The 21,537-nt window shown below is 62.7% G+C and carries 20 protein-coding genes; 18 read left to right on the top strand and 2 right to left on the bottom strand.

The annotated features are described in order from the left end of the window. Entirely contained in the window at positions 1 to 1,161 is a 1,161-nt protein-coding gene (gene pilM, locus HY921_05680) for a type IV pilus assembly protein PilM (GenBank protein MBI5630356.1), read from the bottom strand. Positions 1,162 to 1,339: 178 nt separating this feature from the next. Between pilM and HY921_05685 the strand changes: the two genes are divergently transcribed. Genes HY921_05685 through HY921_05715 form a run of 7 tightly spaced genes read left to right on the top strand, consistent with a single transcriptional unit; the run spans position 1,340 to position 8,448 of the window. Next, positions 1,340 to 2,005 (top strand): HAD family hydrolase, encoded by a 666-nt coding sequence (locus HY921_05685; GenBank protein ID MBI5630357.1) that lies wholly within the window; start codon positions 1,340 to 1,342, stop codon positions 2,003 to 2,005. Continuing rightward, complete coding sequence (locus tag HY921_05690) at positions 2,002 to 2,700, top strand: NTP transferase domain-containing protein (GenBank protein MBI5630358.1); 699 nt, start codon at positions 2,002 to 2,004, stop codon at positions 2,698 to 2,700. Before HY921_05685 ends, HY921_05690 begins: the two co-directional genes overlap by 4 nt. After that, complete coding sequence (locus HY921_05695; protein ID MBI5630359.1) at positions 2,694 to 3,548, top strand: hypothetical protein; 855 nt, start codon at positions 2,694 to 2,696, stop codon at positions 3,546 to 3,548. Before HY921_05690 ends, HY921_05695 begins: the two co-directional genes overlap by 7 nt. Beyond that, positions 3,545 to 4,879 carry an aspartate aminotransferase family protein gene (locus tag HY921_05700; GenBank protein ID MBI5630360.1) on the top strand — a complete coding sequence of 445 codons (1,335 nt, stop codon included), beginning with the start codon at positions 3,545 to 3,547 and terminating at the stop codon, positions 4,877 to 4,879. The genes HY921_05695 and HY921_05700 overlap by 4 nt, the downstream gene beginning before the upstream one ends. Next, complete coding sequence (locus tag HY921_05705) at positions 4,879 to 5,895, top strand: Gfo/Idh/MocA family oxidoreductase (protein ID MBI5630361.1); 1,017 nt, start codon at positions 4,879 to 4,881, stop codon at positions 5,893 to 5,895. The genes HY921_05700 and HY921_05705 overlap by 1 nt, the downstream gene beginning before the upstream one ends. Beyond that, the gene (locus HY921_05710) at positions 5,892 to 7,067 is read left to right on the top strand and encodes a CDP-alcohol phosphatidyltransferase family protein (protein MBI5630362.1); all 1,176 of its coding nucleotides are present in this window, start codon (positions 5,892 to 5,894) and stop codon (positions 7,065 to 7,067) included. The genes HY921_05705 and HY921_05710 overlap by 4 nt, the downstream gene beginning before the upstream one ends. Next, positions 7,018 to 8,448, top strand: a complete 1,431-nt coding sequence (locus HY921_05715) for an inositol-3-phosphate synthase (GenBank protein ID MBI5630363.1) — start codon at positions 7,018 to 7,020, stop codon at positions 8,446 to 8,448. The genes HY921_05710 and HY921_05715 overlap by 50 nt, the downstream gene beginning before the upstream one ends. On the opposite strand, the gene HY921_05720 is transcribed toward HY921_05715, so the two are convergent. After that, positions 8,429 to 9,202, bottom strand: coding sequence for a hypothetical protein (locus HY921_05720; GenBank protein ID MBI5630364.1), 774 nt, complete (start codon positions 9,200 to 9,202; stop codon positions 8,429 to 8,431). The genes HY921_05715 and HY921_05720 overlap by 20 nt on opposite strands. A 532-nt stretch (positions 9,203 to 9,734) precedes the next feature. Between HY921_05720 and bamA the strand changes: the two genes are divergently transcribed. Genes bamA through HY921_05775 form a run of 11 tightly spaced genes read left to right on the top strand, consistent with a single transcriptional unit; the run spans position 9,735 to position 21,507 of the window. Continuing rightward, entirely contained in the window at positions 9,735 to 12,128 is a 2,394-nt protein-coding gene (gene bamA, locus HY921_05725; GenBank protein ID MBI5630365.1) for an outer membrane protein assembly factor BamA, read from the top strand. Next, positions 12,125 to 12,853 (top strand): OmpH family outer membrane protein, encoded by a 729-nt coding sequence (locus HY921_05730; protein ID MBI5630366.1) that lies wholly within the window; start codon positions 12,125 to 12,127, stop codon positions 12,851 to 12,853. Before bamA ends, HY921_05730 begins: the two co-directional genes overlap by 4 nt. 4 nt (positions 12,854 to 12,857) lie before the next feature. Next, positions 12,858 to 13,919, top strand: coding sequence for a UDP-3-O-(3-hydroxymyristoyl)glucosamine N-acyltransferase (gene lpxD / locus HY921_05735; GenBank protein ID MBI5630367.1), 1,062 nt, complete (start codon positions 12,858 to 12,860; stop codon positions 13,917 to 13,919). A gap of 1 nt (position 13,920) precedes the next feature. Beyond that, complete coding sequence (gene lpxC, locus HY921_05740) at positions 13,921 to 14,805, top strand: UDP-3-O-[3-hydroxymyristoyl] N-acetylglucosamine deacetylase (GenBank protein ID MBI5630368.1); 885 nt, start codon at positions 13,921 to 13,923, stop codon at positions 14,803 to 14,805. Continuing rightward, a complete protein-coding gene (gene fabZ, locus HY921_05745; protein ID MBI5630369.1) occupies positions 14,802 to 15,269 on the top strand; it encodes a 3-hydroxyacyl-ACP dehydratase FabZ in 468 nt (155 codons plus the stop codon). The genes lpxC and fabZ overlap by 4 nt, the downstream gene beginning before the upstream one ends. A gap of 1 nt (position 15,270) precedes the next feature. Then, positions 15,271 to 16,071 carry an acyl-ACP--UDP-N-acetylglucosamine O-acyltransferase gene (gene lpxA / locus HY921_05750; GenBank protein MBI5630370.1) on the top strand — a complete coding sequence of 267 codons (801 nt, stop codon included), beginning with the start codon at positions 15,271 to 15,273 and terminating at the stop codon, positions 16,069 to 16,071. 41 nt (positions 16,072 to 16,112) lie between these two features. Then, a complete protein-coding gene (lpxI, locus tag HY921_05755; protein MBI5630371.1) occupies positions 16,113 to 16,898 on the top strand; it encodes a UDP-2,3-diacylglucosamine diphosphatase LpxI in 786 nt (261 codons plus the stop codon). Continuing rightward, positions 16,895 to 17,929, top strand: a complete 1,035-nt coding sequence (locus tag HY921_05760; protein ID MBI5630372.1) for a Gfo/Idh/MocA family oxidoreductase — start codon at positions 16,895 to 16,897, stop codon at positions 17,927 to 17,929. Before lpxI ends, HY921_05760 begins: the two co-directional genes overlap by 4 nt. Further along, positions 17,926 to 19,032 (top strand): lipid-A-disaccharide synthase, encoded by a 1,107-nt coding sequence (lpxB, locus tag HY921_05765; protein ID MBI5630373.1) that lies wholly within the window; start codon positions 17,926 to 17,928, stop codon positions 19,030 to 19,032. Before HY921_05760 ends, lpxB begins: the two co-directional genes overlap by 4 nt. Beyond that, positions 19,032 to 20,801, top strand: coding sequence for an ABC transporter ATP-binding protein (locus HY921_05770; GenBank protein ID MBI5630374.1), 1,770 nt, complete (start codon positions 19,032 to 19,034; stop codon positions 20,799 to 20,801). Before lpxB ends, HY921_05770 begins: the two co-directional genes overlap by 1 nt. Then, positions 20,794 to 21,507 carry a ZIP family metal transporter gene (locus tag HY921_05775; GenBank protein ID MBI5630375.1) on the top strand — a complete coding sequence of 238 codons (714 nt, stop codon included), beginning with the start codon at positions 20,794 to 20,796 and terminating at the stop codon, positions 21,505 to 21,507. The genes HY921_05770 and HY921_05775 overlap by 8 nt, the downstream gene beginning before the upstream one ends. The last annotated feature ends 30 nt before the right edge of the window (positions 21,508 to 21,537 follow it).

Raw genomic sequence — 21,537 nt, forward strand, 5'->3', positions numbered from 1 at the left:
TCACACCCAATCCCGGTTGCGCCTGAGCGCCAATCCCAGGGCCACGGCGAAATCCGGGGCCAGCTCCTTGGGGAAATCCGCGGGAATCTGCTTCAAGAATGATAGAGGATCAAGCACGCTCACCGGCACCTTGAGCTCGGCGGTCAAATGCTTGGCGAGGTTCTTGACCTTGGCCGTTCCCCCCATCAGGACGATTCGCCCGATCGAGCGCTCGGCTCCCTGAGACAGATAAAAATCCACGGACCGATGGACTTCCCCGACCAGATCCTTGACCACGGTGACTATGGTCTGGGAAACGGCGAGCGCCTCCTGCTGGCCCTGTTCCACGGCCTTCTCCTTTTCCGCCGCCTCCAGGACTATCCCATGCGCCTTCTTAAGCTCCTCGGCCTTCATGAAGTCGTTCTGCATGGCCTTGGTGATCGCCTTGGTCAAGGTCGCGCCCGATATGAAAATATCGCGCACCACGCGGGTGACTCCATTCTCGATAATGGAGAGGTTGGTCACCATATGCCCCAGGTTAAGGTAAAGGGTGGCGCCCATCTCGGATTTGGGGTCGCGCAACCTTTCATAAATGTTCTCGAGGGCGAAGGAATCCACGTCCACGATCGTGGGGAAGAGCCCCGCGGCCTGGAGAATCTCGAGCCGGGCCGCGATCAAGTCTTTCTTCGCGGCCACGAGGACGGTTTCCATTTTTTTCTGGCCTTCCTCTGTGATCTCGCTCAGGATGTGGGCGCCTAACTGGACCTCGTTGATGTCGAAAGGAATGAAGGGCTCGGCCTCGGTGGGCAAGGTCGCGGCGAGCTCCGTCTTGGTCAGCCTGGGAAATTTGACGTAGCGCACGATCACCGAGTTCCCGGAGAGAGTGGTGGCCGCGTCCTTGATCTTGACGCCCTTCTCGACAAGGAAGGCTTTAAGGGAGTTGATGGTCTGGGCCTTGCGCTCGTCGGCCGTGGCCTCGGGCTTGATGTTGAGGGGGAGGTGCCCCCAGGTCTTGAGGACCGGCCCCGCGCTTTCCTGCTTGACGTGGGCGATCTTGATGGCGTAATTGCCCATGTCCACGGCCAGGAGATCGGGAGAGCCCATGAGGAACTCCGAGAACCCCTTGGCCTTCTTGAGGGCTTCTCCCAGAGCTTCCTTTACCTTGTCCAATTTTATAGGCATAAAAAAAGCCGAAAATCCCCTCCGTTTCAGGGGGGTGTACTCGGCGTTTTTGCCGTCGTGAAAAGCGACGGCAAGTGCATTTATAACAGGTATGGGGAGCTTTGTCAAGACAAAGCAGTTACATAATTATTAAGGAAAGGAGACAAGCCAGGATCAATGATTTTTGTATAATAGAAAAATGCCTTTTATTTTGTTCGATTTCGGGGGAACCTTGGATGGTCCCGGAACTCCCTGGCTTGAGCGTTTCCACGGCATTTACCGCGCCGAAGGCCTGGATTTCGCGCGCGAGCGCTTCAGCCAGGCCTTTTACCGGTCGGATGACGAGCTTGCCTCGCGCTTTTCCCTGCGGGGCTTGAGTCTCGCCGAGACTTTGGAGCTGCAGGTGCAATGCGTTTTGGAAATTTTAGCTCCCGAAAAAATCGGGCTCAAGAGCCGCCTGGCCGGGCTTTTCCTAGAGGAGTGCCGACGCCATTTTCGCGGAAATCGCCCCATCCTCGAGCGCTTGAGCCGCCGCCACGGCCTCGGCATAGTTTCGAACTTTTACGGCAACCTTCGAAGCGTCTTAGATAGCGAGGGACTCCTGTCCTTCTTCCAATGCGTGGCCGATTCCGGGGCGCTCGGGATGGAGAAACCCCAGCCCGGCATATTCTTGGAAGCCCTCAAGGGCTTGAAGGCCGCCCCCGAGGAAACCTTCATGGTCGGCGATTCCGTGGCCCGGGACATGCGCGGCGCGGAAAACCTGGGCCTCAAACACGTGCTTCTATCCCCTTCCAAAAAAACCCGCTGCTGCCCGCAAGGCCTGCGCATCGAACGACTGGACGAGCTCGAGGCGGTCCTGCCGTGATTCGACACGCGGGCGTCATAGCGGCCGGAGACGGCCTCCGGCTCCAAGGAGCGATCGGGGCAACGGTCAAGCCCATGGCTCCCGTGGCCGGGGTCCCCTTGGTCCATTGGGTGGTGCGCTCCCTGCGCGGGGCCGGCATCGAGAGCTTCACGGTCATACTCAATTCCCGGGGAAACGCCGCCAGGGAGAGCCTGGTAAGGGAATTCCCTGCCGTGTCCTGGACCTTCCTGGTCCAGGACACGGCTTCCTCATGGGAAAGCTTCAGGCTGGTGGCCCAAGCCCTCTCCCAAAAAGCCGACATCTTTCTCATGAGCACGGTAGACGCCCTGATGCCTCCCCAAGAGGCCGAGCGCTTCGCCCGGGAGGCTGCGACGAGCCCCGCCCCGGCGGGGCTGGCCCTCACCTCCTTCATGGACGACGAGAAGCCGCTTTGGGCGGAGCTGGGGGAAAACGGCCTGGTCTCGGCCTTGGGGCCTTCCTGCCGAAGCCGCTCCCGGGCCACGGCGGGGCTCTATTTCTTGACAAAGGCCGTCGCCGACGCCATGCCCGCGGCCGAGCGTCATTCCAAGCTGCGGGACTATTGGCAGTCCCTGCTCGATTCGAAGACTCCCGTGGCCGGAATCGCCCTGGGAAAGACCTTGGACGTGGATAGGCCTCGGGATCTCGCGGCCGCGGAGCGTTTCGCCACATGGTGAGCGCGCTCGGCATTTTCCGCGAGCTCCATAACTCCCCCAACCGGGAGAACGACGACGCGGCCATCCTCAAGGCCGTCATGGAGCAGTTGGAGCTCCTGAAAGTCCGGGCCATGGTCCTGGATCCCGAGGCCGCGGACCAGCAGGATTTGAAGGCCTGGGACATGCTGGTTCCCATGTGCGAGTCCTATGCCAGACTCATGCGCCTCAAGGCCTTGAAGGGTTCCGGGGCTCCCGTCATCGTCAACTCTCCAGAAGCGGTGCTGGCCTGCTACAGGACCGAGATGCTGGCGGCCTTCGAGCGCTCGCCCGAGCTCGATTTCCCGGAAACAGAACTGAGAATAGTGACGGGCGATCGCCCGCAGCCTTTCCCGGCTTTCGGCTCGTCCACGGGGGTATGGGCCAAGCGCGGGGACGTGCACAACACCCGCGGCGGCCGCGATGTGGTCTTCGCGAAGTCCTCCCAGGAGCTCGAGGCCGTCCGCAAGGATTTCGCCCGACGCGAGATCACTCACATGCTTCTGCAAAGGCACGTCGACGGAGACCTGATCAAATTCTACGGGGTCGGGCCCGGCCAGTGGTTCACCTGGTTCTATCATGACCCCGCCTCGGCCCGCAGGCTCTCCTTCGAGGTGGAGGAGCTGGCCCTCCAGGGAGAGCTCGCCGCGCGAGCCGTGGGGCTCGAGGTTTTCGGCGGCGACGCCATCGTGTCGGCCGCTGGAACGATTTGCGTCATTGACATCAACTCCTGGCCGAGCTTCGCCCGCGTGCGGGCCGAGGCCGCGGTGCAGATCGCCAGGCACCTGCGCAAGAAGCTCACGACCCTGCGGGTCCCGGGAAGACAACCATGAATATCGCGTCAGAATCCAGCGCCGCCGGTCCCAAATCACAGGCTCTATTCGAGGAGGAGCAGGCCTACATCGCTCCCGGCCTGCAGTCCGTGGCCCTCTATTCGAGAATCGCCCTGGAGGAGGGGCGGGGCGTCTGGCTCACCGACGCGGACGGACGGCGCTACCTGGACTTCATGGCCGGAATCGGAGTGGCCTCGGTGGGACATGCCCATCCCGAGCACGCCAAAGCCCTGGCAGAGCAGGCCGCTAGGCTCAGCGTGGGCTCCTTCACCACTCGGAGGCGCCTGGCCTTCCTCAAGAACCTAGCCTCGGTGACTCCGGCGGGCCTTTCCAGGGTCCAACTCTACTCCTCCGGGGCCGAGGCGGTGGAAGCGGCCCTGCGCCTAGCCAAGAGCCACACCAAGAATTTCGAGATGATCAGCTTCTGGGGCGGTTTTCACGGCAAGACCGGCGGGGTTATGGGCCTTTTGGGGGACGGCTTCAAGCACGCCTTGGGGCCCTTGATGCCCGGCCTCTACCTCTCTCCCTATCCCGACCCACGCCGCTGCCCCTTGGGCGCGCCGGAACCCCATGACTGCGCGGCCCACTGCCTCGAGTTCCTGCGCGAGATGATCCAGCGCGAGACCTCCCGCTCCATAGCGGCCATTATCCTCGAGCCCATCCAGGGCACGGCCGGCAACGTGGTTCCTCCTCCGGGATTTTTCAAGGGAGTGCGGGACATCGCGCGCGAGAACGGAGCCCTATTCATCTCTGACGAGATGATCACCGGGTTCGGCCGCACCGGGAAATGGTTCGGCTGCGAGCACGAGGAGGTCGTCCCCGACATCATGACCGTGGGCAAGGGCATGGCGGGAGGCTTCCCCCTATCGGGAATCGTCACGAGCGACTCCATCGCCCAGGCCAAGCCCTTCGCCAACCCGAGCGGCTCCTCATCGAGCTACGGCGGCAACCCCTTGGCCGCGGCCGCGGCCGACGCCACCCTCTCAATCATGAAAAGGGAGAACCTGCCGGCCAACGCGCAAAGAGTCGGCGCGGCTCTGTTGGCGCGCCTGGGGGAGCTGCGGAGCCGTTCGCCCCTCGTGGGCCGGGTGCGCGGGCGGGGGCTCATGATAGGCGTGGATCTGGTCCATCCCAAGACCGGAAAGCCTCTTCCCGGGCCTCTCTGCCGGGAGCTTTTCAGCGACTGCCTGGACCGTGGCCTTCTCAGCATGTGCTACAGCCCGGCTCTGCGCATCAACCCGCCCCTCACCATCACCGAGGCGGAGGCCCTTCAGGGAGCCGACATCCTGGAGGACTCCCTAGGCGTCCTGGCGCGAAGGCACGGCATTTAATGAAGAACCGCCTCAAGGGAGCCTTGGCCGGCTTCGGGCAAGTGGCCCAAAGGGCCCATGCCCCGGCCTTCGCCTCGTCCGAGCATTTCTCCATCGTCGCCGTGGCGGAGGAGAATCCCGCGCGTCTGGAGGCGGCCAAGGCCTTCTTCCCGCGAGTCCGGCTCTATTCCAGCCTGGAGGTTCTCTTGCGCTCGGAAAGCGAGCTGGATTTCATCTCCATCGCCACCCCCCCCTTCCTGCACGCGCCCCAAACCCTGGCGGCCTTGGAGCGGGGCTGTCATGTGCTCTGCGAGAAGCCATTGGCCTTGAGCCGAGAGGAATTGGACGCCATGGAGGAACTCGCCCGAGCCCGCGGCCGCGTCGTCTTCACCGTCCACAATTGGGCCCATGCCGCCCAGTGGAAGAAAGCCTTGGATTTGATCCAGGCCGGAACCTTGGGCGAAATACGCCACGCAGAGCTGCACGTCCTGCGCCAGAAGCCGGCCTCGAGCGCGCTGGCGGATTGGAGGCGCGACAGGAGCCTCGCCGGCGGCGGGATACTCCTCGACCACGGCTGGCACAATCTTTACCTGATCTACCGCCTGCTAGGCTGCCCAGAGGCGCGGCCCAAGGTCAGCGCCAGGTTCTGGCGGGAAAGCCCCTCCCATGTCGAGGACGAAGCGACCGTGCTCCTGGATTTTCTCGCCTCCTCCGCCCTTCTGCACCTAAGCTGGAGGTCCTTTGCCCGGACCAACTGGGCCGTGGTTTACGGGACCCGAGGCAGGCTTGAACTCGCGGACAACGAGCTCCGGCTTGAGCTGTCCTCCGGCCATTGCGAAACCTTCCAGTTCCAGGAAAAGCTCTCCCAGCTTTCGGCCCACCCGAGTTGGATGGCCTCTCTCATCGAGGAATTCCACTCCGAGCTCCTGCAGCCGGGGCCCCGACGCAATCTGGCGGAAGCCCGTTTTTGCCTGTCCGCCATAGAGGAAGCCTACCGCCAAAGCCCTGAGCCCTGCCCGGCCGGAGCGCCCGCGTGAGCCAAGCTTCCCGGGTCGTCCTGGTCGTGGCCCATCCCCGGCTCGCTTTCGAGCGTTTGGGAGGGCTCACCATCTTGGAAAGGCAGCTTTTCACCTTGGCGCGCGCCGGGGCCGGAAAGGTTTGGATCGCCATGCCCAAGCCAGACGCCGCGGCGCTTTGCGCCCTGCGCCTGCCTCCGGGGCTCGATCTCTCATGGTCCCACCGCTCCGGCCTGGTCCCGGGAGAGTGCGAGCCGCCGTATCTCACTTTGTCGGGCGACCACCTCCTGCGCCTGGAGGCATTGCGCGGCATCCTCTCGGCCGAATACGCGGCCCATTCCCGAATGGTCGACGCCGAGGGCCGGACCGTGGTCCAGGCCGTGCCGTTCCGGTCCGAGACCATTCCTCCCGCCCATGAGGAAAGGCTCTCACAGGGAGCCTTCCTCCATCTGCGCATCCCAGCCGGGCAGGGGTCGAGCCTCGATTGGCTCATGGCCTCTGGAGGCAAGAGTCAGGACGGCTTCATGGCCCGGAACTTCGACCGGCACATATCGCTCGCCTTGTCGCGATTTCTGCTGGACACCCGGGTGACCCCCAACATGATGACGTTGTTTAGCTGCGCCTTGGGGCTCTTCGGCACTGTCTTCTTCCTAAACCCCAATCATCACGCCATGAGCTTGGCCGGGGCCTGCTTGATATGGCTTCACTCGGTTCTGGACGGCTGCGACGGGGAATTGGCGCGGCTGAAATTCCTGGAAAGCCCTCTCGGAGCCGACATCGACTTTTGGGGCGACAACCTGGTGCACCTGTCGCTTTTCGGCTGCCTGGCCTGGGGCTTCCACAAAGCCGACCACAGTCTCCTGCCGCTGATACTGGGAACCTCGGCCTGCCTGGGTGCCCTGGGCTCGGCCCGGCTGGCATACGTTGATAGACGCTCTAAACGGCAAGCCCCCGCCTTGTCGAGCCCGGTGGGCGGCTCGGCGACGGCCTTGCAGCGCCTCGAGACCATTTTAGCTCAAAGAGACTTCATCTACCTTCTGCTGCTTCTGGCCTACTTCGACAAGACCTACGAGGTCCTCTGGGCCGGAGCCGTGGGCTCCGTCCTTTTTCTCATCATGATGATGAAACTCAGGAGATCACCGCATGAACACCCGCAAACACGCCTCGAAATCCCCTCCAAAATCCACAGTTGAGCCGGCTTCCGGCCGCTTGGGAGTGCTCCTCCCGGGCATGGGAGCGGTCACCAGCACCTTCATCGCGGGCGTCGAGCTCTTCAAGAAGGGCTTGGGAGAGCCCGTGGGGTCGCTCACGCAGCTGCAGACCATTCGCCTGGGCAAGCGCTATGAGAACCGCAGCCCCCTGATCAAGGATTTCGTGCCCTTGGCGGATTTGAGAGACCTCGTGTTCGGAGGCTGGGACCTCTACCCAGACAACATGCACGAGGCCGCGGTCAAGGCGGAGGTCTTGAGCCCCGCCCAGATCGCCCCGGTGCGCCGGGAGCTCGCGGCCATACGCCCCATGCCCGCGGTGTTCGATCCCGCCTACGTCAAGAACCTCAAAACGGGCTTCGCCAAAAAGGGGAACAGCAAATGGGACCTGGCCCGGCAAATCGTCGCCGACATCCAGGCCTTCAAGAAAAAGAACAAGCTCGAGCGCCTGGTCATGCTGTGGTGCGGCTCGACGGAAATCCTTCCCGAGCCGAGCCACGTCCACGAGACCTTGGCGGCCTTCGAGGAAGGCCTGCGCAGGAGCGCCCCGGAGATTCCCCCCTCCATGATCTACGCCTACGCGGCGGTGAGCCTCGGCATCCCCTACGGCAACGGCGCGCCCAACCTGTCCGCGGACGTCCCGGCCCTGGTCGAGCTCGCCGAGAAAACCGGCGCGCCCATCGCCGGCAAGGACTTCAAGACCGGGCAAACCTTGATGAAGACCACGATCGCCCCCATGCTCAAGGCCCGGATGCTCGCCCTGCGCGGCTGGTACTCGACCAACATACTCGGCAACCGCGACGGCGAGGTCCTCGACGACCCCGGCTCATTCAAGACCAAGGAGAAGAGCAAGATGTCGGTGCTCGACTCCATCCTGGACCCGGGGCTCTACCCCCGGCTCTACGGGCAATACTTCCACAAGGTGCGCATAGACTACTACCCCCCACGCGGGGATGCCAAGGAGGGCTGGGACAACATAGACATCTCGGGCTGGATGGGCATGCCCATGCAGATCAAGATCAACTTCCTCTGCCGCGACTCGATCTTGGCCGCCCCGATCGTCCTGGATCTGGTGCTGTTCCTCGATCTGGCCAAGCGCGCGGGGCTCAAGGGCATCCAGGAGTGGCTCTCGTTCTACTTCAAGTCCCCGCAATGCCGCGAGGACTTGAAGCCCGAACACGATATTTTCATACAGCACCTCAAGCTCAAGAACACCTTGCGCCTGCTCATGGGCGAAGAGGTCCTCGACCACTCGGGGCTAGACTACTACGACGCCAAGAAGGGGACCCCGGTCGCGGCCCCGGCGCCAAAACCGGTCAAGGAAAAGAAGTCAAAGACCCTGGCCGCTAGCGCGCGCCGGGCTTGACCACGGTCCAGCGGAACTCCTTGACGCCATAATTGCCGGCGAGGTCTCCCGCGCTCAGGAGCAGGCGGTGCTCCCCAGGCGCCCGGGGGAATTGATACGGCCCCTGCCATTGAGTTCCCTCGAAGCTGAACCCCAGGTTGATCGAGAACCGTCTTTCCTCATAGTCCCCCCGGGACTGGCTGGGCCAGAAAAGGTCGCGCACGTAGACTTCCTCAGAATTACCCGGCAAGAGGTCGAATTTCCAGACCTGGCGCCATGATCCGTCATCCACCTTGAAGTGAAGAGAGTAAGGCGGTTCGTAGAATTTCCTGTGGTGGATGAGGTCTCGAACCTCAGCCACGATATGGTAATCCGCGGACACCTCGGCGGATTCGAGCCTTCGGCCATCCTGGACCAAGGCGATATCCACGATCTCCGGCGCCGAGACATCGAAGACGGGCTTCAGGAAAATGAGCGGGTTGAGAAGAAGACCGTTTTTATCCAAAATCGTCAAATGGATATGGTTGTATTTCTGATTGAACACTTCAAACTTGGAAGATGACAGCCACTCAACAACCGCACCTAAAATCGCCCCCTCTGGAATGGCCTTGTTTTCGCCAAAGGCCCGATAAATCTCATTAGGAATCGAATCGCCTTGGAGATGCCAATATCTCCACGTATAGCCCGCCTCGTCCTTGACCGCGACCCCGCAATATTTTCCGCAATCCCCTCCGCTCATCTCAACCACTTTCCCTCCCGCCGAGGCTCTGACCACGGCGCCGGCTTCGGCGCGAATGTCTATGCCCCTGTGAAAGTACGGACCTTTGCTATCATCATATTCTGGATAGTTTTGATAGGAGCCGAAAATATGCCCCAAGGTCTTCATTTCGACAGGCCATTCATACTGTTGCCTGGGCGCCGGATAAAGCAACGCTGGAATACGCTCCGGCGGGGTCAATTCCTTGTGGGCAACAGCCTGGGGACCGCTTTCCTCTTTGAGCCCCTGGAGAATAGCTCTTGCGCTGAAGCCTTTGTCGAAATCCACGGCCCCTGCCCCGGACGATGCCCGGGCACAGAGGCTAAGAACCAGCGCAACTAGGCCGTATGCCCTCATGGCTTTAGTGTAGCGGGGGGGCCCGGGGTTGAAAGGGCCGTTATACCCAGATCCAGCTGGGTCCAAAGACCCAAAATGAGAAAAAGTTATCCCCAAGACTTCGCGGCGAAGTTTTGGGGATACCTTGGCCGCCTGGAGCGCTGTGGACGAAGAAGATAGACCGCCCATTGCGCATTTGATATACTTCTTCGTCGTGTATTTTTGGCTGATAAGCGCCGTCTTGGCCGCCGCCGGAACGCCGAGCTGGGGGCAGGCTTTAGCGCCCTCTACCGGGACTTTCACCGGGGCCTCCTTGGACGCCCCCCAAGAGGCGGCGCCGACCCCTCAAGCCTCCACTCCCGGACCCTGGGTCATAGGCGAAATCGCCATATCCGGCAACAAGAATTTGACATATAACGTCATCCGCTCCCATATCAAGGCACGCAAGGGCAGCCTCTACGACCGGGCCGAGCTCGACCATGACATCCAGACCCTTCTGGGCCTGGGAAGCTTCGAGCGCGTGGCGGCCGACATCTCGACGCTCGACAAGCCCGTCCCGGAACCCTACCGCAAAACGGCCGGCACGGACCGCCTCATCAAGCTTTCCTTGCTGGTCCAGGAAAAGCCCCTGGTGCGCAAGATCAAGTTCGAGGGCAACAAGAAGCTGTCCCGGGGCACCCTCATGGACATCGTGTCCATGAAGCAGAAGGACCCTTTCGACGGGCTCAAGCTCCAGGAAGACCAGGAGAAAATCCTCAAGAAATACCGGGAAAAGGGCTTTCTCGACGCCGCCGTCCAGTACCGCGTGGACAAGGACACCGAGGCCCTCAAGGCCGACGTGACCTTCATCGTCCAGGAAGGCGCCAAGTCCCGCATCTTCTGGGTGGCGCTCAAGGGCGTCAAGTCCTTCAAGGAAAAGAAAATCCTCAAGCTCATGAAGAACCGCCGCAAAAAGGTCTTCGTGGAAGCCGACCTCAAGGAGGACTCAGGCAAGATAGAGACCTTCTACCGCAACAACGGCTTTCTCGACGTGAGCGTGAGCTCCCCCTCGGTTCTCATGAGCGAGGACCAGACCCGCATCTACATAGACATCTCCATCGACGAGGGCCGCTCCTACCGTTTCGGCGACACCAGCTTCTCGGGAAACCTCATCTACACCTCGACGGAACTTGCCAAGGCCGTGGAGTACAAGCGGGGCCGCATATTCAGCCAGGAGAAGTACGAGGCCACCATCAGGTCCATCCAGGAGCTCTACGCCGAGAAAGGCCGCCTGCGCGCCCACATCTCCCCTACCAAGACCCACAATCCGGCCACCGACCTCATGGACGTGCGCTACGACGTCTCCGAGGGGAACATCGTCTACATCGGCCACGTGGACCTGGAGGGCAACAAAGCGACGAAGAAATACGTGCTCAAGCGAGAGGTCGTGGTGAAATCCGGCCAGCCCTTCGCGGTCTCGCGCATACGCAAGAGCGTCGAGAAGCTGCGCAACCTCGGCTTCATAGACGACGTGGACCTCGACATCCAAAACACCCCCGACCCGGACAAGGTGGACGTGACCTTCGACGTGGTGGAGGGCAAACCCGGGGTTCTCACCGCGGGAGCGGCCTACTCCTCGGTGGACGGGCTCATCGGCACGCTCTCCCTGCAGCATTTGAACCTATTCGGCAGGGCCCAGAGGGCCTCGGTCCAGTGGTCCTTCGGGCGCAGGGTCCAGGACTACTCGATCAGCTGGACCACCCCCTGGATCTACAACAAACCCATGAGCCTGGGCTTCGACCTTTTCAACACCCGCCGTATCAGCCCCTTCAGCTCGTCCTTGAGCGGCTTCGTGGAGAAGGACCGCGGGGGCACCATCCGGCTAGGCCCCCGCTTCGAGGAGGACAAATACCAGCTCAACCTCTCATACACCTACTCGGAGATCACGATCACCAACGTGGAGGAGCAGTTCCGCGGCCAGCTGGGCGAGGGCACCAGCGTCTTTTCCTCGGCCGGGGTGGAATTCGCCCGCGACACCCGGGACAACATATGGGATCCCACCAAGGGCTCGCGCAACGCCGTCGGCGTGCAACTCTCCGGGGGGCCTTTCGGCGGCGACATCCACCTCTTCAAGCCGTCCATCTCGAACTCGATCTACTATCACCTGTTCTCGATCGAGGACTACCCCTTCGTCCTGAGCTTTGGAAACCGCGCCGGCTACGTCACCCAGTTCGGCGGGACCAAGGATGTCCCGGTTTTCAGCCGCTATTTCCTGGGAGGCCAGGACACTTTGCGCGGCTATGCCCCGACGGGAGAGGTGGGTTTCCCGTCAGGAGGCAAGGTTTTCGACGTCTTCAACATCGAGTTCGGCTTCCCCCTGGCCCGGGAGCGCAAGAAGACCATAGTCAAATTCGTCACCTTCTTCGACATGGGCACGGCCTGGGACAACGTGCGCGCCGTGCGCCTGCGCCTGGGAACCGGGGAGTCCGATCTCAAGACCAACGTGGGCTTCGGCATTCGCTTCACCACTCCCGCCTTCCCCATTCGCCTCGACTGGGGCTACGGCTTCAACCATAGGCCGGGTGAGAAACTGTATCAGATCAACTTCGGACTGGGGAACATACTGTGAGAACGATACTTTGCCTCTGCCTTTGGGCCTTGGGCGCGGGGGCGCTCCCAAGCTCTGCCGTCGAGCTCGCCCTAGAGGAGAACCGCTCCCAGCGCGGCAACGTGGGCTACGTGGACATGCGCCAGCTCTTTAAGGCCTTCCCGGAGACTTTGGCCGCCAAGGAGAAATTCGAGCTCGCCCTGCGCCAAGGCGAGGAGCAGATCAACATACGCAAGATGGAAGTCCTGCGCCTGCGCCACGAGCTCTCCCAACAGAGGATCGAAAGGGAGTCCCTGGCCAAGGCCGCGGCATCCGCCCCGCCGCCTCCCAAGCCGGCGGAAAAACCAGCCCTGAACCTTCCCGGGGACAGCACGGAACAGGCCAAAGTCGAGCCGCCAAAGACGGAAGCCCCGCAGCCGGGGGCCCAGAGTGCCGCCAACGATGCGATAACGGCCATTGATTCAAAAATCGCTCAGAAAGCCAAAGACCTCGCTCAAAAAGAAAGCTCCCTCAAAGACTATCAGGCCTCCACCGAGAAGGCCCTCCTCCAGCGGGAAAAACGGGAATCCGACATCCTCCTGGGAAGGATCAACAAAGCCATCGAGGAAACGGCCCGGCAGGCCCAGGTGAGCATCGTAGTGGACAAGAGCGCGATCCTCTACGGCCACAAAGCCATGGATCTGACCGACAAAGTGCTCAAGCGCTTGAAGGAGGCGCCTCCGGAAGGAGTCGCTCCGGGAACCTAAGGAAATGGAACAAACCGATCTCCTGGCCGTCAACAAAACCGTCGGAGAAATCGCCGAGCTCGTGGGAGGCGAGGCCGCCGGGGATCCCTCCTTTCAAATCGCATCAGCCGCGGGCCTTTCGGAAGCCGGGCCTCAAGACATTTCCTTCCTGGGAAACCCAAAATACCTCCAAGAAGCCGCGGCCTCCCAAGCCGGCTGCCTGCTCCTTCCGGCGTCGAACCCTCAACTCGCCTGCGCGGCGAAGAACAGGATTTTCGTGGAGGACCCACAGTACGCGTTCTCCCAAATTTTGAGCTTGATCGAGAGCCGGCGCCCCCGGCTTCCCGCCATGATAAGCCCCAAGGCGGAGCTTCACTATCAGGCCCGCCTGGGCCAGGGCGTGGCCGTGGGGCCCTTCACCATCATCGAGCGCGGGGCCGTGGTCGGGGAGGAAACCCGCATCGCCGCCCAATGCTACATCGGAGAAAACACGCGCATCGGCCGCTCCTGCCGGATCTATCCCCAAGTGGTGATCCGCGAAAACTGCGTGATCGGGGACCGCGTGATCCTCCACTCCGGGACGGTGGTCGGCGCCGACGGCTTCGGGTTCTCCACGGACCGAAAAAGCGGCCGGCACCGCAAGATCCCCCAGCTCGGCAACGTGGTCATCGATAACGACGTAGAGCTCGGCGCCAACGTGACCGTGGACCGGGCCACGGTGGGCTCGACGGTGATCGGCGCCGGGAGCAAGATAGACAACCTGGTGCAGATCGCCCACAACGTAAAGATCGGCAAGGGCTGTCTCATCGTGTCCCAGACCGGCATCGCGGGCTCGACCGAGCTCGGGGACCGGGTCATCTTGGCCGGCCAGGCAGGAGTGGCGGGGCACCTGCGCTTGGGTGAAGGCGCCATCGTCACGGCCCAGAGCGGGATCATGGCCGATGTGCCCAAGGGGCAGACCGTCTTCGGCACGCCGGCCCGGCCCCACCGAGAGGCCTTCAAGCTCCAAGTCCTCTACGGCAGGCTCCCCGAGCTTTTCGAGGCCGTCAAGAACATCAAGGAAAGGCTTGGCGTAGCGGAGAAATAAAATGGACGAACTCCAGAGCACGATCAGCCGGGACATCTCCTTGGAGGGCGTAGGCCTCCACACCGGAAACCCCTCCAAAATCACCTTCAAGCCCGCTCCGCCCAACACCGGCATCCGATTCTTCCGGGAGGACCTTGCCGGGACTCCCATGATCCCGGCGCGCCTGCGCCACGTCGTGGCCACGGTGCGCGGCACCAATTTGGGCCTCGGGGAGGCCAAGGTCCACACGGTCGAGCACGTCCTGTCGGCCTGCACCGGGGTCGGGGTGGACAACGTGGACGTCTGGGTCACCGCCAACGAGCCCCCCATCATGGACGGCTCCTCCTTGCCTTTCCTGGAGGCCCTGCTCAAGGCCGGCGTCAAGGCCTATCCCAACGCCCCCAAGCGCTGGCTGCGCCTGCCCGGGGAGGTGGCCTATTCGGACGGAGCCGCCAAGTACCGCGCCAAGCCCAGCGATCATTTCGAGCTCAAGGTCACCTTGATCCACGACCATCCCATGATGCCCAAGATGACCCTTGAGCTTCGCCTTGACCGCCAATCCTACCTGCGCGACATCGCCCGCGCTCGCACCTTCTGCTTCGAGCACGAGGTGGCCTACTTGCGCTCGCAGGGGCTGGCCCAAGGGGGGTCTCTCGACAACGCCATCGTGATCGGCAAGGACCGCTTCCTCACCAATCCGGAGGGCCTGCGCTACAACGACGAGTTCGTGAGGCACAAGACCCTCGACCTCATAGGCGACCTCACCCTCATCGGGCGCTCGCTCTTCGAGATGTCCGTCGAGGCGGAATGCCTGGGCCACGCCCATAACATCGAATTCGCCAAGCGAATCGAAAAGGCCGCCGAAAAAATGCGCAAAAACAACACCGTTCTGGAGGCTCCCAAATGACCACGGAAACGATCTCATCCCAACCACCGGCCCTGCGCACCCTCGACGTCGCGGCCATCCGAAAGGCCATCCCCCACCGATACCCCTTCCTGCTGGTGGACAAGGTCGAGGTCCTCGAGGAGGACAAGAAGGCCGTGGGCACCAAGTGCGTGACCATCAACGAGCACTTCTTCCAGGGGCATTTCCCCGAGCACCCGGTGATGCCCGGGGTCCTCATCCTCGAGGCCCTGGCCCAGACCGCCTGCGTCATGCTCCTTTCCAAGGGCAGCTACGAGAACAAGATCGCGTATTTCATGGGCATAGACGGAGCTAAGTTTCGCAGCCCAGTGCTGCCGGGCTGCGTGCTCAAGCTTAACGTGGAGGTCCTGCGCCTGGGGCGGGCGGGCAAATTCAAGGGCGAAGCCTTCGTGGACGGCAAGATGGCGGCCGAAGCCGAGATGTCCTTCGCCTTGGTGGACAAATAACATGGCCATCCACCCCACGGCCATAGTCCACCCGAGCGCCAATCTCGACCCCTCCGTGCAGGTCGGCCCCTACGCCGTCATCGGCGAGGACGTGGAGATCGGCGCCGGAAGCGTGGTGGGCCCGCACTCGGTCGTTGAATTCGCGTCGCTCGGCAAGGAAAACCGCCTTCACTCCGGCTGCTACGTGGGCACGGCCCCCCAGGATCTCAAATACGCCGGGGAGCGCACGCGCCTGGTGATGGGAGACGGCAATGTCGTGCGCGAGTGCGTGACCTTGAACCGCGGCACCGCCGCCCACGGCGAGACCCGTATAGGAAGCCGATGCCTTTTCATGGCCTATTCCCACGTGGCCCATGATTGCGTGCTGGGAGACGGGGTCATCCTCGTCAACTCCTCGGCCGCGGCCGGGCACGTGGAGCTCGGGGACTACACCGTGGTGGGAGGCATGGCCGGCCTGCACCAGTACGCCAGGGCCGGGCGCTACTGCATGATCGGGGCGGGATCCATGGTGAGCAAGGACGTTCCCTCATTTTGCACCTGCCAGGGAGACCGCGCGACCTTGCGGGGGCTGAACTTGGTGGGCATGAGGCGGGCGGGGCTCGGCCGGGAAATCGTCCACGGGGTCAAGGAAGCCTATAAAACGCTGTTTTTGTCGGGGCTCTCGCTGGAAGAAGCCCTGAACCAGCTCAAGGCCTCTTCCATTACGGAAATTCTGGACATGGTCCGGTTCATCGAGACGGCCAAGCGCGGGATTCTCCGCCCCGCCTCGGGCGCCGCGGCCGAGGAAGAGGTAAGCGTCTGAAGCTCGGGCTCATCGCTGGATCTGGGCGGTTTCCCATCCTGGTGGCGCGGGAGGCCAAGCGCCAAGGCCTGGAAGTGGTGGCCCTGGGCATCCCAGGGGTCACGGACAAGGCCCTGGAGGAGCTCGTCGGTGAAATACATTATTTCAAGCTCGGCCAAATCGACAAGCCGATCCAAACCTTGAAGACGGCCGGAGCCCAAAAGGCGGTCATGGCCGGGAAGATCCAGCACGTTTCGCTCTTCGGCGGCCTCCTCCCCGACATGCGCGCGGCCAAACTGCTGGCTCGCATTCCCGACAAGCGCACCGACACCATCTTGAAGGCCGTGGCCGATGAGTTCGCCAAGGACGGCATCGCGCTTCTTTCCTCGGCAGCCTACCTCTCGCACCTCCTGGTGCCGGAGGGCCCGCTCACCTCCCGCAAGCCCAACCCCTTGGAAGAGGCCGACATCCGCCTGGGCTGGAAAGCGGCCAAGGCCCTCGCGGGCTTCGACATCGGCCAAACCGTCGTGGTCCAGGGCGGGGCGGTGGTGGCCGTGGAGGCCATGGAGGGGACCGACGCCTGCGTGGAGCGGGCGAGCGCTTTGGCCCGCTCTTTCGGCAAGGACCCGCGCCTGACCGTGGTCAAGGTGGCCAAGCCCAAGCAGGACCTGCGCTTCGACATTCCCATCGTGGGCCTCGACTCCCTGAAAACTTTCGCCAAGGCCAACGTCTCGGCCCTGGCCTTGGAGGCCGGGTCCACCTTGATTTTCGACAAGGAGCGATTCCTCGAGGAGGCGGGCGGGCTCAAGCTCGCCATCGCGGGCCTCAAGGCCGAGGCTTTCTCATGAGCTCCATCAAGGTCGGCGTGATAGGGGCGGGGCGCATCGGGTCGCACCACGCGCGCATCCTCGGAAAGACCCCCGACGTCGAGCTCGTCGGGATATGCGACACCAATCTGTGGCGGGCCCAATTCGTGGCTTGGCAAAGCAACTCCATGGCCGTGCGCGAGCATAAGGACCTCCTGGGGCGGGTGGACGCGGTCGTGATCGCGGTGCCGACCCCCATGCACCTCGAGGTAGGCCTGGCCGCCCTCGAAAAGGGAATCCATTGCCTCATAGAGAAGCCCCTGGCATCTTCCGTGGAGCAAGCCAGAAAGCTCTTGGACCTGGCGCAAGCCAAGAAGGTGGTGCTGCAGGTGGGGCACGTGGAGCGCTTCAACCCGGCCGTTCTCGAAGCCATCGGGCACATACGGAACCCGCGTTTCATCACCGTGGAGCGCCTAGGCCCCTACGACCCCCGCACGAGCCATATCGGGGTGGTGATGGACCTCATGATCCACGACTTAGACATCCTGCTCACCTTGGTGGGCTCCGAGATCGAGTCTTTGGAGGCGGTGGGAGCCCATGTCCTGGGCGAGCACGAGGACATCGCCAACGTGCGCGTGCGCTTCAAGACCGGCTGCATCGCGGATTTGACCGCCAGCCGCATCTCCCTCGAGAAATGCCGCAAGCTCCGGATCTTCCAGCAGGACAGCTATATTTCGCTCGACTACGCCAACACCACCCTCAAGATCTATAAGAAGAGGTCTCCAGTCATCAAGAGCCTCAAGGACGTGGAGATATTGAAGCCCAAGCTTTCCGCAGCCGAGCCATTGAGAAGCGAGCACCTTCATTGGCTCGACTGCATCCGCCACAACCGCAAGCCCTGGCCGAGCGGGGAGCGGGGCATGGAGGCCTTGAAGCTCGCCCTCCAGATCGCCGACGAGCTCGAGCGCTACAAGGTAAGCCCCGACAAGCCCGCGCGGTCCATCATACCGAGCTGGGCGCAAGACCTGGGCAAGATCGCCAAGTCCGTGGGCAAGGACATCCTAAGCGATTGAGCCCCAAACGCGTCCTCGTCGTCGCCGGAGACCCCTCGGGAGACCTGCACGCCTCCCACCTGGTCCGGGCCTTGAAGCGCCGCGATCCCGCTCTTGAAGCCTCCGCCGTGGGCGGAGCGGCCCTCCAGGCGGCCGCGGATGAATTCCTGGAGGACTTGGCCTCTCGGGGAGTGACGGGATTCTGGGAGCCGGCGAGGCAGCTCCCCTTTCTGGCGAGCTTAAGGCGGCGCTTGAAGGCTTTCATGGCGAAAAAACGTCCCCACGCCCTAATCTGCGTCGACTACTACGGCTTCAACCGCCGGGTCCTGGGTCTGGCCCGTTCCTTGAATATACCGGCCTACTACTACATCAGCCCCCAGGTCTGGGCCAGCCGCCCGGGCCGGGTCCAAACCCTCAAGGCTTTGGTGCGGCGGATGCTGGTGATTTTCCCTTTCGAGGAGGAGCTGTACCGAAAGGCGGGGGTGCCTTGCCTGTTCGTGGGACATCCGCTGCTGGATCTGATACCAGAACCTAGTCAAGCCGTCATGGAAGTGAATCGCCTCTTTAAAGTCGGCTTGCTTCCCGGAAGCCGTTCTTCCGAGGTCTCTAGGCACCTTCCCGTTTTTCTCGACGCCTTCGACGAACTGCGCCGGCGCTTCCCGGCCTCCCGGGCCCTGGTATTCGCCAGCCGGGGGCTTCCCGATTCAGCCTATGACTTGGGCAGGCGCGCTGGAGTGGAGCTGGTCAGGGAGTCAGGCTATGAGCTGCGCGCTGGCCTAGACATAGCGCTCACCTCATCAGGCACCGCGACTTTGGAGAACGCCCTCCTCGGCCTGCCCATGGTGGTGGTCTACAAGATGTCCTGGCCCACCTACGCCCTGGCGCGGCTGCTCGTGCGCGTTCCTTATATCGCCATGGCCAACCTTTTGGCCGCCAGAGCTTTGGTTCCCGAGCTGATCCAAGGCCAAGCCACCCCCCGGAACGTGGCGGACGCCGCGACCGAAATACTGAGCAGCCCAGGGCGCCGCGAAGAGATCCGCCGCGCCCTGTTGAGCCTGCGCGGACTCCTGGGCCAAGCGGGAGCGGCCGATAGGGCGGCCGAGAGCATCCTAGGCGACATCTGATGAGGGCTCTGCGCCGCTTCCTCAAGTACCTCAAGCCCTACCGCAGGCGCTGCGCCTACGCCACCCTCTCCATGTGCGCCGTGGCCCTCTTCAACGGCACCGCGGTTCTCCTGCTGAAGCCCATCGTGGACAAGGTTTTCATCGCCAAGGACTTCAAGATGCTGCGGCTGGCCGTGCTCGCCGTGCCTATCCTCGTCGCCTTGAAGACCGCCGCCTCCTACGCCCAGAACTACCTGATGGGATGGCTCGGCCAGAAGGTGGCGCAGGAGATCCGAGAGGACCTCTTCCGCCATCTCCACGCCCTGCCCCTGGATTATTTCGCCCGGCACCAAAGCGGGGAGATCTTGGCGCGGGCGACCTCCGACCTCTCCGCCGTGCAGTGGGCCTTGACCTCGCTTCCGATCTACCTCATCCGGGACTCCATGACCGTGCTCGTTCTCTCGATTTCGCTCGCCTGCCTCGATCTCCACGTCGCCCTGCTCTCCCTTCTGGGCCTTCCCCTGGTAGTCTTCTTCTCCGTTATCCTGAGCAAAAAGATGCGGTCCGCCAGCCGCCAAAGCCAGGTCATCCTAGAGCACCTGACGCAGAGATTCCAGGAGAGCGTCCAGGGCATGGACATCATCAAAGCCTTTAATTACGAGGACGGACTCATCGAAAAATTCCAGGACGAGAATCACTCATTCTTCGTGCCTGTGATGCGCTTCTTGAGGGCCACGGCCCTGGCCGCGCCCCTCATGGAGCTGTGCGGGGGCGTCATCGCGGCCTTGATCTTGTATTTCGGAGGGTCGGAAGTCATCGAGGGCCGCATGACCCCGGGAGCCTTCTTCGCCTTCCTGGGGGCCTTTTTCGCGGCTTACGCCCCCATCAAGAACCTGGCCCGCTCCAATTCCGAGCTTCAAAGGGCCTTGGCCTCGGCCGAGAGAATTTTCCAGCTGCTCGATGAGCGCCCCGCCCTCCAGCACTCGGCCAAAACCGCGCCCTTCACCGAACTCAAACAGGGAATCCGCTTCGAGAGCGTGAGCTTCCTCTACCCGGGGCGCCAGGAGCGGGCTTTGAGCGACGTCGACATTTTCCTGCCCAAAAACTCCTGGACGGTCTTGGTCGGCCCGAGCGGCTCGGGGAAAACCACCTTGGGAAGGCTCCTCCTCGGCCTGCAGGAGCCAGCGCGGGGGCGCATTCTGCTGGATGAGACGCCGCTATCCAGCCTAGACCCCAAGGCCCTTAGGGCCCGTATCGGCTTGGTGAGCCACAACACCCTCTTGTTCAACGCCACCGTCTTCGAGAACATCGCCCTGGGACAGGGCGTGGTGACTTTGGGCGAAGTGGAAAGGGTCTGCCGCCTCACCGGAGCCCAGGAGTTCATCGAACGCCTGCCGGAGGGCTACCAGACGCGCCTGGGCGAATCTGGGCTGGCGCTTTCCGCCGGGCAAAGGCAAAAAATCGGCCTGGCCAGAGCCCTCATCAAGAATCCGCCGATCCTGATCCTCGACGAGGCCACATCCAATCTGGACGCCGCGAGCGAAGCCGAGATATTGGAGACCCTGGAGGCCCTGATCCCGGGACGCACCGCGGTCATGATCTCGCATAATCTGCAGAATCTGAGCCGAGCCGACCGCGTTTTGGTCTTCAAGCAGGGCCGCCTGGTGGAGGCCGGGAGCCATGCCAGCCTGTTGGCGCTCGGCGGCTTCTACCGAAAGCTTTATGAATTCCAGAAGGCGGAGCCCACGGCCCTGCAGTCCCCTCAAGCCTCCGGAGCCGCCCATGCTTAGGGTGTTCACAGCGCTCGCCGTGCTCATGACTTTCGCGGGCGGGCTTCTGCCGTTTTTCAAGGGCCTGCTCTCGCGCCAAGGGATCACTCATCTATTTTGCCTGCGCGCGGGAATTTTGCTCTCGGTATCGTTCACGGAAATCCTGCCGGAGGCCTGGGCCACCCACCATGCCTGGGGCGGCTGGGGAGCTCTCGGGGCCTTCGTTCTCCTCTTCGTCATGGGAAATTTCGCCATGCTCGATTCCTGCCCGGAATATTTGGAGGAATGCCGCGTCCATTACCTGGGCTGGACGGCCCTCCTGGCCCTCTCGACTCACTCGTTCCTGGACGGCTTCAACCTCGCCGTGGCCTTCTCGGCCGGAGCCAAGGCCGGGCTCGCGGTGGGACTCACCTTGGCGCTGCACAAGCTCGCCGACGGGTTCACCTTGATCTCGCTTTTCGAAACCAGCGCCTACAGCCGAGCCCAAAGCCTCTTGGGCCTCTCCTGCGTGGCGGGCATGACGCCCTTGGGAGCGCTCTTGAGCTCCTGGGGATTCGCTGGACTTCCGCGTTCGGCCGAGGCGGGCCTCATGGGATTTGCCGCCGGCTCCTTCATATACATCGCCGCCGCCGACATCCTGCCCAGGCTCCACAAAAAGAGGGACAAGGCCGGACTCCTCTACTTTAGTCTCGGCATGTTCGGTATGGCGGCCTTGAAGATTCTGTAGCATAATATCGCAGAGACGGCCCCGGCCGCG

The organism is Elusimicrobiota bacterium, from assembly GCA_016218575.1.
GTDB lineage: Bacteria > Elusimicrobiota > Elusimicrobia > UBA1565 > UBA9628 > JACRDN01.

Coding starts and splice junctions, on each gene's coding strand:
- pilM (MBI5630356.1), bottom strand. CDS start 1,161: ATGCCTATAAAATTGGACAAGGTAAAGGAAGCTCTGGGAGAAGCCCTC.
- HY921_05685 (MBI5630357.1), top strand. CDS start 1,340: ATGCCTTTTATTTTGTTCGATTTCGGGGGAACCTTGGATGGTCCCGGA.
- HY921_05695 (MBI5630359.1), top strand. CDS start 2,694: ATGGTGAGCGCGCTCGGCATTTTCCGCGAGCTCCATAACTCCCCCAAC.
- HY921_05700 (MBI5630360.1), top strand. CDS start 3,545: ATGAATATCGCGTCAGAATCCAGCGCCGCCGGTCCCAAATCACAGGCT.
- HY921_05705 (MBI5630361.1), top strand. CDS start 4,879: ATGAAGAACCGCCTCAAGGGAGCCTTGGCCGGCTTCGGGCAAGTGGCC.
- HY921_05715 (MBI5630363.1), top strand. CDS start 7,018: ATGAACACCCGCAAACACGCCTCGAAATCCCCTCCAAAATCCACAGTT.
- lpxD (MBI5630367.1), top strand. CDS start 12,858: ATGGAACAAACCGATCTCCTGGCCGTCAACAAAACCGTCGGAGAAATC.
- lpxC (MBI5630368.1), top strand. CDS start 13,921: ATGGACGAACTCCAGAGCACGATCAGCCGGGACATCTCCTTGGAGGGC.
- fabZ (MBI5630369.1), top strand. CDS start 14,802: ATGACCACGGAAACGATCTCATCCCAACCACCGGCCCTGCGCACCCTC.
- lpxA (MBI5630370.1), top strand. CDS start 15,271: ATGGCCATCCACCCCACGGCCATAGTCCACCCGAGCGCCAATCTCGAC.
- HY921_05760 (MBI5630372.1), top strand. CDS start 16,895: ATGAGCTCCATCAAGGTCGGCGTGATAGGGGCGGGGCGCATCGGGTCG.
- HY921_05770 (MBI5630374.1), top strand. CDS start 19,032: ATGAGGGCTCTGCGCCGCTTCCTCAAGTACCTCAAGCCCTACCGCAGG.
- HY921_05775 (MBI5630375.1), top strand. CDS start 20,794: ATGCTTAGGGTGTTCACAGCGCTCGCCGTGCTCATGACTTTCGCGGGC.